Origin of the sequence: Microbacterium sp. NPDC058021 (genome assembly GCF_042885955.1) — a bacterium.
Taxonomy (GTDB): Bacteria; Actinomycetota; Actinomycetes; order Actinomycetales; family Microbacteriaceae; genus Microbacterium.
In genome coordinates this window covers 353,477-369,364 of sequence record NZ_JBHVRF010000001.1, presented here as the reverse complement: position 1 = coordinate 369,364, position 15,888 = coordinate 353,477, and the positions used below count along the sequence as shown (strand labels likewise).

16 protein-coding genes are annotated in these 15,888 nt (G+C 72.7%); 4 read left to right on the top strand and 12 right to left on the bottom strand.

The window, feature by feature from the left end:
* Window positions 1–15: 15 nt before the first annotated feature.
* The 11 genes from cofD to hemE form a co-directional block, all read right to left on the bottom strand.
* Window positions 16–987, bottom strand: coding sequence for a 2-phospho-L-lactate transferase (gene cofD, locus ACFVR6_RS01790; RefSeq protein ID WP_386958240.1), 972 nt, complete (start codon window positions 985–987; stop codon window positions 16–18).
* A 264-nt stretch (window positions 988–1,251) separates the two neighbouring features.
* Window positions 1,252–2,574: a glutamate-1-semialdehyde 2,1-aminomutase gene (hemL, locus tag ACFVR6_RS01785; RefSeq protein ID WP_386958238.1), complete on the bottom strand. Its 1,323-nt coding sequence runs from the start codon at window positions 2,572–2,574 to the stop codon at window positions 1,252–1,254.
* A gap of 81 nt (window positions 2,575–2,655) precedes the next feature.
* Window positions 2,656–3,639 (bottom strand): porphobilinogen synthase, encoded by a 984-nt coding sequence (hemB, locus tag ACFVR6_RS01780; RefSeq protein ID WP_386958236.1) that lies wholly within the window; start codon window positions 3,637–3,639, stop codon window positions 2,656–2,658.
* A complete protein-coding gene (locus ACFVR6_RS01775; protein WP_386958235.1) occupies window positions 3,636–4,439 on the bottom strand; it encodes a uroporphyrinogen-III synthase in 804 nt (267 codons plus the stop codon). The genes hemB and ACFVR6_RS01775 overlap by 4 nt, the downstream gene beginning before the upstream one ends.
* Complete coding sequence (gene hemC, locus ACFVR6_RS01770; RefSeq protein ID WP_386958233.1) at window positions 4,436–5,434, bottom strand: hydroxymethylbilane synthase; 999 nt, start codon at window positions 5,432–5,434, stop codon at window positions 4,436–4,438. Before hemC ends, ACFVR6_RS01775 begins: the two co-directional genes overlap by 4 nt.
* Before the next feature lie 10 nt (window positions 5,435–5,444).
* On the bottom strand, window positions 5,445–6,104 hold the full coding sequence (gene hemQ, locus ACFVR6_RS01765; protein ID WP_386958231.1) for a hydrogen peroxide-dependent heme synthase: 660 nt from the start codon (window positions 6,102–6,104) through the stop codon (window positions 5,445–5,447).
* Between the two features lie 84 nt (window positions 6,105–6,188).
* Window positions 6,189–6,467 (bottom strand): hypothetical protein, encoded by a 279-nt coding sequence (locus tag ACFVR6_RS01760; protein ID WP_386958229.1) that lies wholly within the window; start codon window positions 6,465–6,467, stop codon window positions 6,189–6,191.
* Complete coding sequence (locus ACFVR6_RS01755) at window positions 6,457–6,867, bottom strand: phage holin family protein (protein ID WP_386958227.1); 411 nt, start codon at window positions 6,865–6,867, stop codon at window positions 6,457–6,459. The genes ACFVR6_RS01760 and ACFVR6_RS01755 overlap by 11 nt, the downstream gene beginning before the upstream one ends.
* 1 nt (window position 6,868) lies before the next feature.
* Complete coding sequence (locus ACFVR6_RS01750) at window positions 6,869–7,255, bottom strand: hypothetical protein (RefSeq protein WP_386958225.1); 387 nt, start codon at window positions 7,253–7,255, stop codon at window positions 6,869–6,871.
* Between the two features lie 97 nt (window positions 7,256–7,352).
* Window positions 7,353–8,924: a protoporphyrinogen/coproporphyrinogen oxidase gene (locus ACFVR6_RS01745; protein WP_386958223.1), complete on the bottom strand. Its 1,572-nt coding sequence runs from the start codon at window positions 8,922–8,924 to the stop codon at window positions 7,353–7,355.
* Window positions 8,921–9,949, bottom strand: coding sequence for a uroporphyrinogen decarboxylase (hemE, locus tag ACFVR6_RS01740; RefSeq protein WP_386958221.1), 1,029 nt, complete (start codon window positions 9,947–9,949; stop codon window positions 8,921–8,923). Before hemE ends, ACFVR6_RS01745 begins: the two co-directional genes overlap by 4 nt.
* 62 nt (window positions 9,950–10,011) lie before the next feature.
* On the opposite strand from hemE, the gene ACFVR6_RS01735 reads away from it, so the two are divergent.
* The 4 genes from ACFVR6_RS01735 to ACFVR6_RS01720 all read left to right on the top strand — a co-directional run bounded on the left by ACFVR6_RS01735 (window position 10,012) and on the right by ACFVR6_RS01720 (window position 14,094).
* Window positions 10,012–11,313: a glutamyl-tRNA reductase gene (locus ACFVR6_RS01735; RefSeq protein WP_386958219.1), complete on the top strand. Its 1,302-nt coding sequence runs from the start codon at window positions 10,012–10,014 to the stop codon at window positions 11,311–11,313.
* Between the two features lie 125 nt (window positions 11,314–11,438).
* Window positions 11,439–12,023, top strand: coding sequence for an HhH-GPD-type base excision DNA repair protein (locus ACFVR6_RS01730; protein WP_386958217.1), 585 nt, complete (start codon window positions 11,439–11,441; stop codon window positions 12,021–12,023).
* A 74-nt stretch (window positions 12,024–12,097) separates the two neighbouring features.
* A complete protein-coding gene (locus tag ACFVR6_RS01725; protein ID WP_386958215.1) occupies window positions 12,098–12,568 on the top strand; it encodes an NfeD family protein in 471 nt (156 codons plus the stop codon).
* Window positions 12,569–12,603: 35 nt separating this feature from the next.
* Window positions 12,604–14,094: a flotillin family protein gene (locus tag ACFVR6_RS01720; protein WP_386958213.1), complete on the top strand. Its 1,491-nt coding sequence runs from the start codon at window positions 12,604–12,606 to the stop codon at window positions 14,092–14,094.
* A 387-nt stretch (window positions 14,095–14,481) separates the two neighbouring features.
* Here the strand turns inward: ACFVR6_RS01720 and ACFVR6_RS01715 are convergent, their stop codons facing one another.
* Complete coding sequence (locus ACFVR6_RS01715; RefSeq protein ID WP_386958211.1) at window positions 14,482–15,870, bottom strand: glycine--tRNA ligase; 1,389 nt, start codon at window positions 15,868–15,870, stop codon at window positions 14,482–14,484.
* Between the last annotated feature and the right edge of the window lie 18 nt (window positions 15,871–15,888).

The following is a 15,888-nucleotide window of genomic DNA, read 5'->3' as shown; positions in this document are numbered from 1 at the left end:
CGGGCACCTCGCGGTTCAGACCCCGGCGGCGACCAGCGCGGTGTCGACGATCGCCGCAGAGGACGCGACATCGCGCATCCACAGCGGCGCGACGGTCGCGCGCATCCCGAGCGCGTCCACGGCCGGCGCGAGCGCGGCATCCTCCTCGGCGAGGAGCCAGGCATCGAGCAGGCCGCCGTCACGGCGGGAGCCGTAGTGCGCGGCCACGGCATCGGCGGCGGTGGCCACTCCGATCGCGGTGAGGCACACGTCGGCCATGCCGCGCACGACGGCGCCGCCGATGATCGGCGACACCCCCACGACGCGCGCGGAGGTCGCGGCGAGGGCGTCGCGCATTCCGGGCACCGCGAGGATGGGGCCGATCGACACGACCGGGTTCGAGGGCGCGATCAGCACGACGTCGGCGTCGGCGATCGCCTCGACGACGCCGGGAGCGGGGCGCGCGGCATCCATCCCGGGGTTCACAAACGCCTCCGGAGTCAGCTGCGCGCGGTGTCGGGTCCACCACTCCTGGAAATGCAGCACGTCGCCGCCGGCGACCCGCACGTGGGTGTCGACCTCGGTGTCGGTCATGGGCAGCATCCGCACGCCGAGGGGCCAGCGCTCGGACAGCCTGCCGAGCACCGCAGTGGGGGTGAGGCCCTCGCGCAGCCAGCCGGTGCGGGCGAGATGCGTGCCGAGGTCGAGGTCGCCGAGGGTGAACCACGGCCAGCCGGTGCCCCATTGCTGCAGCTCGTGGTTGACGCGTTCGGTGTCGCCGGCGCGGCCCCACCCGCGTTCGGTGTCGTTGACCCCGGCGAGCGCGTAGAGGATCGAATCCACATCGGGCTGCAGGCGCACCCCCGACAGCCACAGGTCGTCGCCGGTGTTGACGATGACCGTGGGCTCCGGCGCCCCGCGCCGCGCGAGCGATTCCCGCACGCCGAGGACGAACTTCGACCCGCCGACACCGCCGGCGAGCACCACGACGCGAGGGGAGGATGCCACCCCACCACCCTACGGTCGCCCCACCCTGCCCCCGCCCCCGAGCCTGCTCCCGCCGCCCAGCCCGCGCCGCTCCGGTGTCACCAATGGCGGGTGCGACGGCGCGCGACTGTGCGGAAGTGACACCGGAGCAGCCCCACCCCACCCCCCGCCGCCCAGCCAGCGCCGCTCCGGTGTCACCAATGGCGGGTGTGACGACGCGCGACTGTGCGGAAGTGACACCGGAGCAGCCCACGCCGCCCCGGCCGCCCACGCGGCGGGTGCGGGTCAGGCGGCGGCGCCGGCGGCGGCGCGGGCGGCGCCGGGCAGCGCGTCGAGCACCCGCGCGAGCGCGGCGTCGTCGTGCGCGGCGGTGAGGAACCACGCCTCGTACACACTCGGCGGCAGCGACACCCCCGCGTCGAGCATCGCGTGGAAGAACGGGGTGTAGCGCGCGGCCTGCTGCTGCAGCGCCTCGGCATACGACCGCGGCGCCTCGGGCAGCATCGCGACGCCGAAGAGCGACCCCGCCCGCGGCACGGCGTGCACGACCCCGGCATCGGTGAGGGCGGCATCGAGCGCATCGGCGACGACGGATGCCGCGGCATCCACCCGTGCGTAGACCTCCGGCGTCGCCAGCTGCAGCGTCGCGATGCCCGCCGCCACCGACAGCGGATTGCCCGAGAGCGTCCCCGCCTGGTACACGGGCCCGACCGGGGCGAGCATGTCCATGACGTCCGCCCGCCCGCCGAGCGCCGCCAGCGGCATGCCGCCGCCGACGACCTTGCCGAACGTGAACAGGTCGGGGGTGTACTCCTCCCCCGCGTCCTGCTGCAGGCCCCAGAACCCGGCGGGGTGCACCCGGAAGCCGGTGAGCACCTCGTCGAGGATCAGCAGCGCGCCGTGATCGTGCGCGAGCGCGGTGAGCGCGGCGTTGAACCCGGGCAGCGGCGGGACGACGCCCATGTTCGCCGCGGCGGCCTCGACGATCACGGCGGCGATGCGCTTGCCGTGCAGCTCGAAGGCCTCCTCGACGGCGGCCAGGTCGTTGTACGGGAGCACGAGGGTCTGCGCCGCGATGGCCGCGGGCACGCCCGCAGAACCCGGCAGCGCGAGGGTCGCGACCCCCGAGCCGGCTTCGGCCAGCAGTCCGTCGGAGTGCCCGTGGTAGTGGCCGGCGAACTTGATCAGCAGGTCGCGGCCGGTGTAGCCGCGGGCGAGGCGGATCGCGGTCATGGTCGCCTCGGTGCCGGTGGACACCAGCCGCACGCGCTCGACGGGCCGCCGGTCGCCTGCGGCCACGCGCGCGGCGATGAGGTCGGCCAGCTCCACTTCGGCGCCGGTGGGGGCGCCGAACGACAGGCCACGCGATGCCGCCTCCTGCACGGCCGCGACGACCTCGGGGTGCGCGTGGCCGAGCAGGGCAGGACCCCACGAGGCCACGAGGTCGACGTACTCGCGCCCGTCGGCGTCGGTGATGTACGCGCCGCGGGCGGCGGTCACGAAACGCGGCGTCCCCCCGACGGAGCCGTAGGCGCGCACCGGCGAATTCACCCCGCCGGGGATCACCTCTCGGGCGTGGGCGAACAGCTGCTCGTTACGGTCGGTCATGGGTCGGTTCCTCTCTGCGGGCGCGGGAGACCGCCTGCCCGCCGCACCGCAAGGCGGCATGCCGCCCGGCGACGGGGTGGGTCACAGTCCTTCGCGCAGCCATCCGGCCGCCTCGACGGCCCAGTAGGTCAGCACGGCGTCGGCACCGGCGCGACGGATCGCGACGAGCGACTCGGTGATCGCGCCGCGGCGGTCGATCCAGCCCTGCGCGGCGGCGGCCTCGATCATCGCGTACTCGCCCGACACCTGGTACGCCCACACCGGCACGTCGACGGCGTCACGGACGGCGGCGAGCACGTCGAGGTAGGGCAGCGCGGGCTTGACCATCACGATGTCGGCGCCCTCGTCGACATCTGTCACCGCCTCGCGCACACCCTCACGGGCGTTGGGCGGGTCGAGCTGGTAGGTGCGGCGGTCGCCCTGCAGCTGCGAGTCGACGGCCTCGCGGAACGGGCCGTAGAACGCGCCGGCGTACTTCGCCGCGTACGCCAGGATGAGCGTGTCGGTGAACCCGGCGGCCTCGAGCGCCGCGCGGATGTGGGCGACCTGGCCGTCCATCATGCCCGACAGCCCCAGCAGGTGGGAGCCGGCCGCCGCCTGCGCGAGCGCCATCGCGGCATAGCGCTCGAGGGTCGCGTCGTTGTCGACGCCGCCGTCGGGTCGCAGCACGCCGCAGTGGCCGTGGTCGGTGAACTCGTCCAGGCACAGGTCCGTCTGCACGACGAGCGCGTCCCCGACCTCGGCGACGAGTGCCTCGGTCGCGACGTTCAGGATGCCGCGGGGGTCATCCGCGCCCGAGCCGATCGCGTCGCGCACGGCGGGCACCCCGAAGAGCATGATGCCGCCGACACCGGCGGTGGCAGCCTCCGTCGCCGCGCGGCGCAGCGAATCGAGCGAGTGCTGCACGACGCCGGGCATCGACCCGATCGGGTGGGGCTCGGTGATGCCTTCGCGCACGAAGGCGGGGAGGATGAGCTGCGAGGGCACCAGGTGCGTCTCGCGCATGAGTCGGCGTACCGCCGGCGACTGGCGCAGGCGCCGCGGACGATGGGCGGGAAAGCTCACGGCACCGTCTCGTCGCTGGCGTGCGGCAGGGCGAGCGCCGACACCGCGCCGATGAGGGCGGCGGCGGTCTGCTCGGCGGCGACGACGTCGACGGGAAGGCCGAGCTTGCGGGCATCGTGCGCGGTGCGGGGACCGATCGCGGCGAGCACGGTGGTCGCGGGGATCTCGGGGAACTGCTCGCGCACCTGCTCGGCGACCGAGCCGCTCGTGATGAGGATCGCGTTGATGCGGCCGCTGCGCACGTCTTCGGCGATCTTGTCGGTCACCGGCACCCCGACGGTGCGGTAGGCCACGACGCTGCGCACCCGGTGGCCGGCTTCGGTCAGCCGCTCGGTGAGCACGGGCTTGGCGATCTCGCTGCGGAGGGTGAGCACGTCGCGGGGCTCGGCTTCCAGCGCGATCAGCTGGTCGGCCATCCCGGCGGCGGAGTTGTCGTCGTCGGGCACGAGGTCGACCTTGTAGCCGACGGCGGTGAGCGCCGCCGCAGTGGTCTCGCCGACCGCGGCGACCCGCGTGGTGGCGGGGATCTGCGCGCGATAGGCGTAGAGCACGTCGACGGTCGTGGCGCTCGTGACGGTCAGCCAGTCGAAGACGCCGGCGCCGAGGTCGGCGAGGGCCTGCTCGAGGGTGGCCTGATCGGTCGACGGGGCGAAGTTGATGAGCGGGGCGATGACCGGGGTCGCGCCCTGCACCCGCAGGGTGGCGGCGACGCCGTCACCCCACGGTCCGCCGCGGGGCACCAGCACGCGCCAGCCGGTCAACGGTTTGGCCGGCTGCGACTGCCAGGAGGTGGTGTTCATGGGGTCGACTCTCGTGGTACCAGTTCGGCTGCTCCGTTTTCGAGCAACCGACGAGCGACGTCAGACCCGGCGCGTACGGCGTACGCGATCGGGCTCGCGTCTTCGGCAGCATCCGCACCATCGCCGCTGCCCTCGGACCCACCATACTCCCGCGGGAAGACGGTGGCTCGGTCCAGCCCGATCCGCCGGCTCCCATCGAGCGCGTAGACGACCGCGTCGATGCGCAGGTCGTCGCCGGTGAGGTCGGCGTGCACGCCCACGGGAGCGTGGCATCCCGCTTCCAGCGCCGCCAGCACCGTGCGCTCCGCCGTCACGGCGATGCGCGTCGTGGTGTCGTCGATGCGGGCGAGCGCCGCCTGCAGGTCGTCGGCCGCGTCGGCGATGGTCTCCACCGCGAGTGCGCCCTGCCCCGCAGCCGTCGGCCACGCGGCCAGGCCCAGCGGTTCGAGCCCGAGGTCGCCGAGATCGATGCCGATGCGCGAGAGACCGGCGGCGGCGAGCACAACGGCATCCAGTTCGCCGTCGCGCACGCGCTGCAGCCGGGAGTCGACGTTGCCGCGCAGATCCCGCACCTCGACCCGGGGGTTGCGGCGGTGCACCTGGGCGCGGCGGCGGGGGGAGCCCGTGCCGACGAGCGCGCCGGGACGCAGCAGGTGCAGCGGGGTGCCGTCGCGGGTGACCACGACGTCGCGGGCGTCCTCGCGCACCGGCGTGGCGGCGATGACGAGCGCGGGCGGCTGCGTGGTGGGGAGGTCCTTCAGCGAATGCACGAGGAAGTCGCACTCCCCCGCCAGCAGCGCTTCGCGCAGCGCCGTGGCGAACACGCCCGTACCGCCCATCTGCGAGAGCGAGGCGCGGGAGACGTCGCCCTCCGACACGATCGGCACGAGCTCGACAGGGTGGCCGGTCGCGGCGGTGATCGTGTCGGCCACCTGCTGCGACTGCGCCATCGCGAGGTTGCTGCGGCGCGTGCCCAGGCGGAACGTGCGCATCATCGCGGCATCCTCATGCCAGCACCTCGACGAGCTCGGCCGGCGTGACCAGGCGGCCCGTGAAGAACGGAACCTCCTCGCGCACATGACGGCGTGCCTCGGTGTAGCGCAGCTCCCGCATCATGTCGACGAGGTCGGTGAGCTCGTCGGCCTCCATGGGCAGCAGCCATTCCCAGTCGCCGAGGGCGAAGGATGCCACGGTGTTCGCGACGACGCCGGTGAACGCGGCGCCCTTGCGGCCGTGGTCGGCGAGCATGGCCCGGCGCTCCTCTTCGGGCAGGAGGTACCACTCGTAGCTGCGCACGAACGGGTAGACGGTCAGCCACTGCTTGGCCGGGATGCCGCGGAGGAACCCGGGCACGTGGGCACGGTTGAACTCGGCGTCGCGGTGCACGCCCATCGCGCTCCAGGTGGGCAGCAGCGGCTGCAGCAGCCCGGTGCGGCGCAGACGCCGCAGGTCGCGCTGGAGGCCCTCTGCGGTGGCGCCGTGCAACCAGATCATCACATCGGCGTCGGCGCGCAGGCCGCTGACGTCGTAGAACCCACGCACCGTCGTGCCGCCTTCGGCGAGGTCGGCGACGAGCTGCTCGAGCTCACCGCCGTCCTGCTCGGTCACCGGGTGGAGGGGGTCCCGGCGCAGCACGGACCAGAGCGTGAAAGAGGAGTCGGACATCTACTCAGTCTCCCTCGCGTGTCGCGGCGCGGCAAACCGCCGCCGTCCGCGGCGATTCGGGCACCGCACGTATCGACGGTCGGGTCAGCGCGCGATGAGGCGCACGATCCCCCACACCGCCAGGCCCACGGCCGCCGCCGCCCCGACGGTCGCGACGATCGCGCCGGTGGGGTTGTGGCGGGCGAACAGGCGCGCCTCGGCGACACCGCGGTCGGTGGCCTCACCGACGCGCTTGGGCACGTTCGCCTTCTCCTCGATGGCGAACAGCGCCGCCTTCAGTTCGGCGCGCGCCTTCTCGACCGGGTCCGTGATGCCCAGCGGCACGGCCGTGCGCGGGACGGGGATGGGGCGGTCAGAACTCATTCGCGGCATCCTTCACGATCTGGGCGTCGGTGGCGATCGCCTTGACGGGGGTCTCCCGTGACGAGAGGCGCTTGAACCGGAGGTACCCCAGCAGCGCCAGCACAGCGGTCACCAGCAGCATCAGGACGAAGACGACGAGCGCCGACACCCACGGATGCCACCAGGACGAGAGCCCGATGATGATGAAGGCGCCGAGCGCGGGGATCGACCAGAACAGCACGAACAGGGCGGCGAGGAACCACAGCCCGCCGACGCCGGCATCCTTCCCCGTCTTCGACAGCCACTTCTTGGCGGAGTCGATTTCGGCCAGGACCAGGTTGCGCACGAGCTCGGGCACCTCACCGAGCAGCGTCATCAGGCTGTCGTCGGTGCGGTCTCGGAAGCCGCGGGGGGTGGTCATCTCAGCTGTCCGCGGCCTTCTGGATGTCGTCCATCGCGCCGTGGGCGGCCTTGCGGACCTCGTTCGCCGTCGCCTCGGCAGCCTCGGCGACCTCGTCGACGGACTCCTTGCCGCTGGCGATGGCCTCGTCGAGCCGCTGGCCCGGCGTCGCACCGCTCTTGGTGGCGGCCTTGGTGACCTTGACGGCGCTGTCCCACAGGGCGTTGGGGAGGGACATGAGGGCGGACTTGCCCAGCTCCGTCACCTTGCTCACCTGCTTCTGCACGGGGTCGAGCTCCCAGACCTTCATGGCCTGCGCCTTGATCTGCTCGTAGCGATCACGACCGGCGCGCGTACCCAGGACGTAGCCCGCGGCCAGCCCGACGACGAGTCCTACTTTGCCCCTCATGGGGTCTCCTCACGCTCGATGGAGATGCTTCGTGGTCCCAGGTTAGCCCCGTATGCCAATCGGAGCATCCGGGGTTGCGCGCAGGGGGCGTCGTGGGTTAGTCGATGACCGCGGCGTCGCCCCACAGCGCCTCACGGCGCACCCGTTCGGCCTCGGCGATCGCGTCGGGGACGACCTGCGCCAGGCCCGTTCCCGACAGCCAGGCGCCGGTCGCGGCGAGCCCCGGGGTGGCGTGCACGGCGGCACGGGCGGCGGCCGTCAACGCGGCGCGGCCGAGGGATGCCGCCGGCTGCGACTGCACGTAGCGATCGCGATGCGCGGCGCGCAGCTGCGACGGCTCGAGCGCCACCCCCAGCAGGGTCGATGCCTCCGACAGCGCGAGCGCGGCGGCCGCGTCGTCGTCCAGCGCCTCGGTGGCGGGCGCCTCGCCCTGCGCACCGAAGGAGACCCGCACGATGTGGTGGGGGGTCGCCTCGCGCAGCCACCCCCACTTCGCGGTGGAGTGCGTGAGCGCCTTGGCGGTGTGCGAGCCCGGGACGGTGAGCACGCCGGTGCCGCGGGGGTGGGCGTCCAGTGCCGGGGCGTCGAGCACGAGGGTGACGATCTCCACGACCGGCGCGGTCTCGCTGCCGGGGTCGAGATTGGGCACGACCGGCGCCAGCAGATGCCGGGCGGCGGCTTCGCCGGTGGCCACGATGACGGCATGCGCGGGCACCCGCAGGGGCGTCGGCGCCTCGACGGCGGCGTCGGCCGACGGCTGCACCATGGCCGCCTCGATCGAGCCGGTGGCCGGCGTCGCGTCGCCCGCGGCATCCGCCCCGCCGGAGGGAGCCGGGCTCGCGACGTCGCCGGCCGAGGTCTCGACGACCCACTGGTCGCCGTCGCGCACGATCGCCTGCGCGGGCGTGTTCAGCCGCACCTCGACCCCGAGCTCCTCGAGGCGCTCGCGCAGCGCATCGACCAGACGCGTCATGCCGCCGGCGAGACCGCGCACGGCGGAGCCGGGGGCCGTGGTGCTGTCGCCGCGCAGCTGCGCGACCGCTCCCGAGAGCGACCCGGTGCGGGTGAGTGCGGTGTTCAGGCCCGGGGCGGCGAGATCGACGTCGATGTCGTCGGGACGCGCCGAGTAGACCCCCGACGTCACGGGCGCCACCAGCCGGTCGAGCACGGCGGGACCCATGCGCCCGCGCACGAGCGCCCCGAGACTGCGCTCGTGCCCGATGGTCATGGGCGGGCGCAGGCGGTCGAGGTAGGCCCGCCAGACGCCCCGCCAGCCGATGATGCGCCGCACGTCGTCGGCCCAGATGTTCGCAGGGATGCCGAGCATGCCGCCGGTCGGCAGGGGTGCCGCCCCGCCGCCGGGGAGGCCGGCGACCCAGGCGCCGCCCGCGGCGGGCGACACGACGGCATCCGCCAGCCCCAGCTCGCCCACGAGCTCGGCCACCGCCCCGCCGCGCACGGCGAAGCTCTCGGCGCCGACGTCGACGCTCACCCCGTCGAGCTCGGCGGAGCGCACGACGCCGCCGAGGCGGTCGGATGCCTCGAGCAGCGTCACCGGCAGACCCACCTTCGCGCATTCGAGCGCGGCGACGAGCCCGCCCATGCCACCGCCGATCACGACGATGCGCGACTCCTGGGCGTGGGCGACGATGTCCTCGATGTCGCTCATACGTCCTCTCCGTGGGCGAGGGCGACGATGCGGGTGAGCACCGTCGGGTCCGTCTCGGGCGGCACACCGTGACCGAGGTTGAGGATGTGCGCGCGCGCCGCGCCACCGCGGGCGATGACGTCGCGCACGTGGGCGGCAAGCACCGGCCAGGGCGCGGTCAGCAGCGCGGGGTCGATGTTGCCCTGCAGGGTGACGTCGGGGCCGACGATCGCGGCGGCTTCATCCAGCGGGGTGCGCCAGTCGACGCCGACGGCGTCGGCGAGCCCGTTCAGGCGCATGTCGGGGAGCAGGTGCGCGGTGCCGACGCCGAAGTGGATGCGCGGCACCGCGATGCCCTCGAGGGCGGTGTGCGAGTGCGGGGCGATGTGGGCGCGGTAATCGGCGACCGACAGCGACCCCGCCCACGAGTCGAACAGCTGCACGGCGGAGGCGCCGGCATCCACCTGCACCTGCAGGAAGGCATGCGACACCTGGGCGAGCCAACCGGCCAGGCGATGCCAGGCTTCGGGGTCGGCGTGCATCATGCCGCGGGCGCGCAGGTGCTCCTTCGACGGCCCGCCCTCGACGAGGTAGGCCGCCAGGGTGAAGGGCGCACCGGCGAAGCCGATGACGGGCACGTCGCCGAGCTCACGCGCGACGATGCCGACCGCCTCGGCGACGGGGCCGGCTGCGGCGACGACCTCGGCGGGGTCGATCGCCGTGATGCGGTCGACGTCCGCGGTCGTGCGGACGGGGTCGGCGAAGACGGGGCCGCGGCCGGGCTGGATCTCGACGTCGATGCCGGCCAGCAGCAGCGGCACGACGATGTCGCTGAAGAACACCGCGGCATCCACCCCGTGCCGGCGCACCGGCTGCAGCGTGATCTCGGCGGCGAGCGCCGGGTCGAGGCACGCGTCGAGCATGCGGGTGCCCACGCGAAGGTCGCGGTATTCGGGAAGGGAGCGCCCGGCTTGTCTCATGAACCAGACGGGAAGCTGCTCCGGACGGTCGCCGTGGAGGGCGCGCAGAAGAGGGGCGGTGGCCATTGCTCCATCCTCCCACCCGGCGCTCCCGCGATTCCCAGCCGAGGGCCAGGTACCCTTCTAGGGTGCTGCTGTGTGTCTCCGCGAGTCATAAGACCGCCCCGTTCGAGTTGCTCGAACGACTCAGCGTGCACACCGACCGCGTCGCCGCGACCATCGCCGGGCACGACGAATGCGTGCAGGGAGCCGTGGTCGTGGCGACCTGCAACCGCTTCGAGGCGTACGTCGAGATGGACGAGCCCGTCACCGCGGCCGGAGCCGTCGGCGTCGAGGCCGCCCTCCTCGCGATCGAATCCGCCACCGGTGTGACACCGACCGAGCTCGAGGGGTTCTACGAGGTCGTGGCAGGCGATGACGTCGCCCATCACCTCTTCTCGGTGGCATCCGGCCTCGAATCCGTCGTCATCGGCGAGGGCGAGATCGCCGGCCAGGTGCGCCGCGCGCTCACCGAGGCCCGCGAGCACGGCACCACCTCCCCCGAACTCGAGCGCCTGTTCCAGCGCGCCAGCGAGACCCAGCGCGGCATCAAGAACGCCACCGCGATCGGTCGCGCCGGCCGCTCGCTCGTCCGCCTCTCCCTGGAGCTGGCCGACAGCCGCGTCACCGACTGGTCGCAGCTGCGCGTGGTCATGGTCGGCACCGGCTCGTATGCCGCGGCCACCGTCGCGGCGCTGCGCGACCGCGGCGCCGCCGACATCTCGGTCGCCTCGCCGTCGGGTCGGGAGGCGCTGTTCGCCGGCCGGCACGCGCTGCAGCCGGTGCCCGCGGCAGCCTTCGCCGCTGCCGTCGCCACCGCCGACCTCGTCATCACCTGCACGAGCGCCGAGCACCCCGTGCTGTCGGCGGCGACGTTCGCCGAGGGTCTGGCGGCGACGGATGCCGCACTGCACCCGGCGCGCCGCCTCGTGATCGACCTGGGCCTGCCGCGCAACGTCGACCACGACGTCGCCGCCGTCGCCGACACCGATCTGCTGGACCTCGAGACCATCCGCCTGCACGCGCCGCTGGAGGAACTGCAGGCTACCGACGACGCCCGCCGGCTCGTGGCCGACGCCGCCGCGCGCTTCGTCGTCGCCGGCGAGCGTCGCAGCGTGACGCCCGCCGTCGTGGCCATGCGGGCCCATGTGGCCGCCGTACTCGAGACCGAGATCGCCCGCGCGCGGGGCCGGGGCGACGACGGCACGACCGAGCAGGCGCTGCGCCACCTGGCCGGGGTGCTCATGCACACCCCCACCGTGCGCGCCCACGAACTGGCCGAGCAGGGCCGCGCCGACGACGTCTTCACCGCCGTGTCGGCGCTGTTCGGTCTCGAGATCGACGAGGCATCCTCCCCCGCCGTCCCCGACGGCATCGCCTCCGCGAGCTGACCCCGCCCCCGAGCGCGTATTCGCGTCGCCGAGCGCGTATTCACGACGCCGAGTGAGCACTCGCGACGCCGAGTGAGCACTCGCGACGCCCGGCGGCATCCGTCGCACGGTGAGACGATGGAGGCATGAGCCTGCACATCACCGACGACGCCGCGGCCGACGAGCTGCTCACCCGTGACCCGCTGGCGCTGCTCATCGGCATGCTGCTGGACCAGCAGGTGCCGATGGAGACGGCGTTCGCCGGCCCGCTGAAGATCAGCGAGCGCCTCGGGAGCCTGGATGCCGCGACGATCGCCGGCACCGATCCCGAGCGGTTCGCGGAGTTGTTCGCCCAGACCCCCGCCGTGCACCGCTTCCCCGGCTCCATGGCGGGGCGCGTGCAGGCGCTGTGCACCGCCGTCGTCGACGACTGGGACGGGGATGCCGCGATGATCTGGACCCAGGGCGATCCCGACGGCGCGACGGTGCTCACGCGCCTCAAGACGCTGCCCGGCTTCGGCGAGCAGAAGGCGAAGATCTTCCTGGCGCTGCTGGGCAAGCAGTACGGCTACACCGGCGACGGGTGGCGCGAGGCATCCGCCCCCTACGGCGAAGAGGGGTCGCACCGCAGCGTCGCGGACATCGTCTCGCCCGACTCGCTGCAGAAGGTGCGCGAGTTCAAGAAGGCCGCCAAAGCCGCCGCACGCGAGGCCGCAGCCACGAAGTCCTGAGAAAAACGTCGCGGGCTCTCAGGTTTCTCATAGGGTAGGAGACACCCGACCACCGAAGCCCGCGGAGGCCAGCCATGCTCATGCCGTTCATCATCATCGGCAGCATCGGTCTTCTCGTGCTCGTGATCTCCCTCGTCGTGGGCGACGTGTTCGATCACTTCGAGATCGGTGAGGGCGCCCTGTCGGGCACGGCACTGGGCATCGCCGCCGTCGTCTTCGGCGCGAGCGGGGTGTTCACCACGTCATCGGCGCTGGACGACGTGTGGGTGTACGTCATCGCCGCAGCCCTGGCCCTCGTGGCGTACGTCGTCGCCCTGCTGTTCATCCGCAGGCTCGCCGCCAGCTCCGACGGCGCCCCCGTCAACGCGGTGGGCCTCGTCGGCGTCAGCCGCTCCCCCATCACTCCCGCCGGCGGCGAGGTCTCCCTCGACGGCCCGCACGAGATCGAACGCCGCCTGGCGTATGCCGAGGTGCCCATCCCCGAAGGCGTGCGCATCCGCGTCGTCGAGCACAGCGGCACGCGCGTCAAGGTCGTCGCCGAATAGCCCGCGGCGTCGCCGCGATCCACGGAAGGAACCCCATGCCGGTCGAGATCATCCAGATCGCCGCCGTCCTCGCCCTGATCGTCGCCGTTCTCGGGCTGCTGACGTTCATCGCGCGCCGCATCCGCCGCGTGCCCCCGAACGAGGCGCTCATCATCGTCGGCCGCGGAGCCGGCAAGCCCGTCCCGGGTGAGGCCACCGGTCAGCGGGTCGTCATCGGCGGGCGCACGTTCGTGTGGCCGATCCTGCAGCAGGGGTTCCCGATCTCGCTCGAGCAGCGCCAGATCGGCATCACCGTCGAGGGCGTCGACAAGAACCGCATCAAGATCGCGATCAAGGCGTCGATCAACTTCAAGGTTTCCGGCACCGAAGAGGGCGTGCGCCGCGCCGGCCAGCGCTTCCTCTCGCAGCAGGAGACCCTCACCGACATCATCCGCGAATCCCTCGAGGGGTCGCTGCGATCGATCATCGGCGACATGACGATCGAGCAGATCATCTCCGACCGCAAGGGTCTGTCCGACCGGGTCGTGGCGGAGACCAAGGCCGACCTCGTCGAGCAGGGCCTGCAGGTGGACCTGCTCAACATCAGCGACATCTCCACGCCCGGCAGCGACTACCTCGCGAACCTCGGTCGCGCCGAGGCCGCCCGAGCCCGCCAGGTGGCCGAGGTCAGCGAGGCCGAGGCCGCCCGTGCGAGCGAATTCGCCCGCATCGAGGCCGCCGAGCAGATCGCCGAGCGGCAGAAGGCGCTGAGCCTGCGGCAGGCGTCGATCAAGGCCGAGACCGACCGCGCGAACGCCGAGGCGGAGGCCGCCGGTACGTTCACCAAGGCCGAGCAGGATCGCCTCGTCGCCCAGCAGGAGCGCGAGGCGCTCATCGAGCAGGCACTCGTGACGCAGGAGCGCCTGGACATCGAGATCCGCAAGCCCGCCGAGGCCGAGGCGTACGCCGAGGTGCAGCGGGCCACGGCCCTGCGTGACGCGGCCAACGCCGCCACCGAGGCCGACGCCTACAAGCGCACCAAGATCGCCGAGGCGAACAAGGTCGCCGCGGTGCAGGATGCCGAGGCATCCGCCACGTCCGTCCGCTTCGCCGGTGAGGCCGAGCGCGACAAGCAGGTCGCCCTGGCCGCCGGTATCCGCGCCGAGGGCGAGGCCCGCGCCGCCGCGACCCAGGCCGAGGGTGTCGCCGAGGCCGCCGCGACCGATGCGAAGGCCGAAGCGCTCAAGAAGTACGGCGAGGCGGCCCTGGCGCAGGAGATCATCTCCCGCCTGCCCGAGATCGTGCGCGCCGCGGCGGAGCCGATCAGCAACATCGACCAGCTCACCGTCATCTCCACCGACGGCGCCTCGGCGATCACCAAGACCGTCGGCACCGTGCTCGGCGAGGGCACCGAGGTCGTGAAGTCCCTCACCGGCCTCGACCTCGGCACGCTGCTGTCGAGCTTCGCCGGGGCACGGGCTGCGGATGCCGCGGCCCCCGTCGCCGCCGGCAGCGGCAACGGCTCGCGCGCCGCGAAGGGCGACTGACCCCCGACCCCGCACCCTGCGGACGCCACTTCTTCGGAGAACGCCGCGACCTCGGAGCTTCCCCCCGCCTTGTGCTCCGAGGAACCGGCGTTCTCCGAAGAACCCTTCGCCGGTCGGACGGATGCCGCGCGGCACCCCGCCGCCGGCGTCCACCCGCCCGCACCCACCCGGGGGCACCCGCCCGGCGGCATCCACCCGCCCGCTTCACCAGCCCGATTCACCCGATAAACCACGATTCGGATGGGACATCACGCAGTGCGTGGTTTCCCATCCGAAAAGTGGTTTCTGACTGCTGAACGTGGCACCCGGGGACGAACGTGGCACCCGGGCACACGAGCAGCCCGGGCACGCGAGCGCCCCGCCCCCGCGGGGGAGGGATGCCGCGGGCTACGCGCCGCGCAGGCGCTCGGCCAGGTACGCGGTGAGGCCGTCCAGCGGCACGCGCTCCTGCGCCATGGTGTCGCGGTCGCGCACCGTCACGGCGTTGTCGTCCAGCGAGTCGAAGTCGACGGTGACGCACAAGGGCGTGCCGACCTCGTCCTGACGGCGGTAGCGGCGCCCGATGGCCCCGGCGTCGTCGAAGTCGATGTTCCAGCCGTTGCTGCGCAGCGTGTCGGCCACTTCGCGCGCCAGCGGCGACAGCCGCTCGTTGCGCGACAGCGGCAGCACGGCCACCTTCACCGGCGCGAGGCGCGGGTCCAGGCGCAGCACCGTACGGGTGTCCACCCCGCCCTTGGCGTTGGGCACCTCCTCCTCGTCGTACGCGTCGACGAGGAACGCCATCATGGCGCGGGTGAGGCCGAACGACGGCTCGATGACGTACGGGATGTACTTCTCGCCGGTCGCCTGGTCGAAGTAGGTCAGCGACTGGCCCGATGCGTCGGAGTGGCTGCCCAGGTCGTAGTCGGTGCGGTTGGCGACGCCCATGAGCTCGCCCCACTCCTTGCCCGCGAACCCAAACCGGTACTCGACGTCGATCGTGCCGGCGGAGTAGTGCGCGCGGTCCTCTTCGGGCACGTCGAACCGGCGCATGTTGTCGGGGTTCACGCCGAGGTCGACGAACCAGTTCCAGCACGCCTCGACCCAGTGGTCGAACCACTCGCCCGCTTCGGCCGGCGGCGTGAAGAACTCGATCTCCATCTGCTCGAACTCGCGCGTGCGGAAGATGAAGTTGCCCGGCGTGATCTCGTTGCGGAACGCCTTGCCGACCTGGCCGATGCCGAACGGCGGCTTCTTGCGCGAGGCGGTCAGCACGTTCGCGAAGTTCACGAAGATGCCCTGCGCGGTCTCGGGGCGGAGGAAATGCAGCCCGGCCTCGTCGTCCACGACACCGAGGTAGGTCTTCACCAGACCCGAGAAGGCCTTCGGCTCGGTGTACCGGCCCTTCGTGCCGCAGTTGGGGCAGGGCACGTCGGCCAGCCCGTTCTCGGCGGGGCGACCCTTGCGGGCCTCGAAGTCCTCGATGAGGTTGTCGGCGCGGAACCGCTTGTGGCACTGCAGGCACTCCACGAGCGGGTCGGTGAACGTCGCCACGTGGCCGGAGGCCTCCCACACGCGCTTGGGCAAGATGATCGAGGAATCCAGGCCCACCATGTCGCCACGGCCGCGCACGAACGTCTGCCACCACTGCCGACGGATGTTCTCCTTCAGCTCGGTCCCCAGCGGCCCGTAGTCCCAGGCCGATCGGGATCCGCCGTAGATCTCACCGGCCTGGAAGACGAACCCGCGGTGGCGGGCCAGGGCGATCACTTTGTCGAGGCGGGACTGCTCGGCCACAGGTGGCTCCAAATGGTC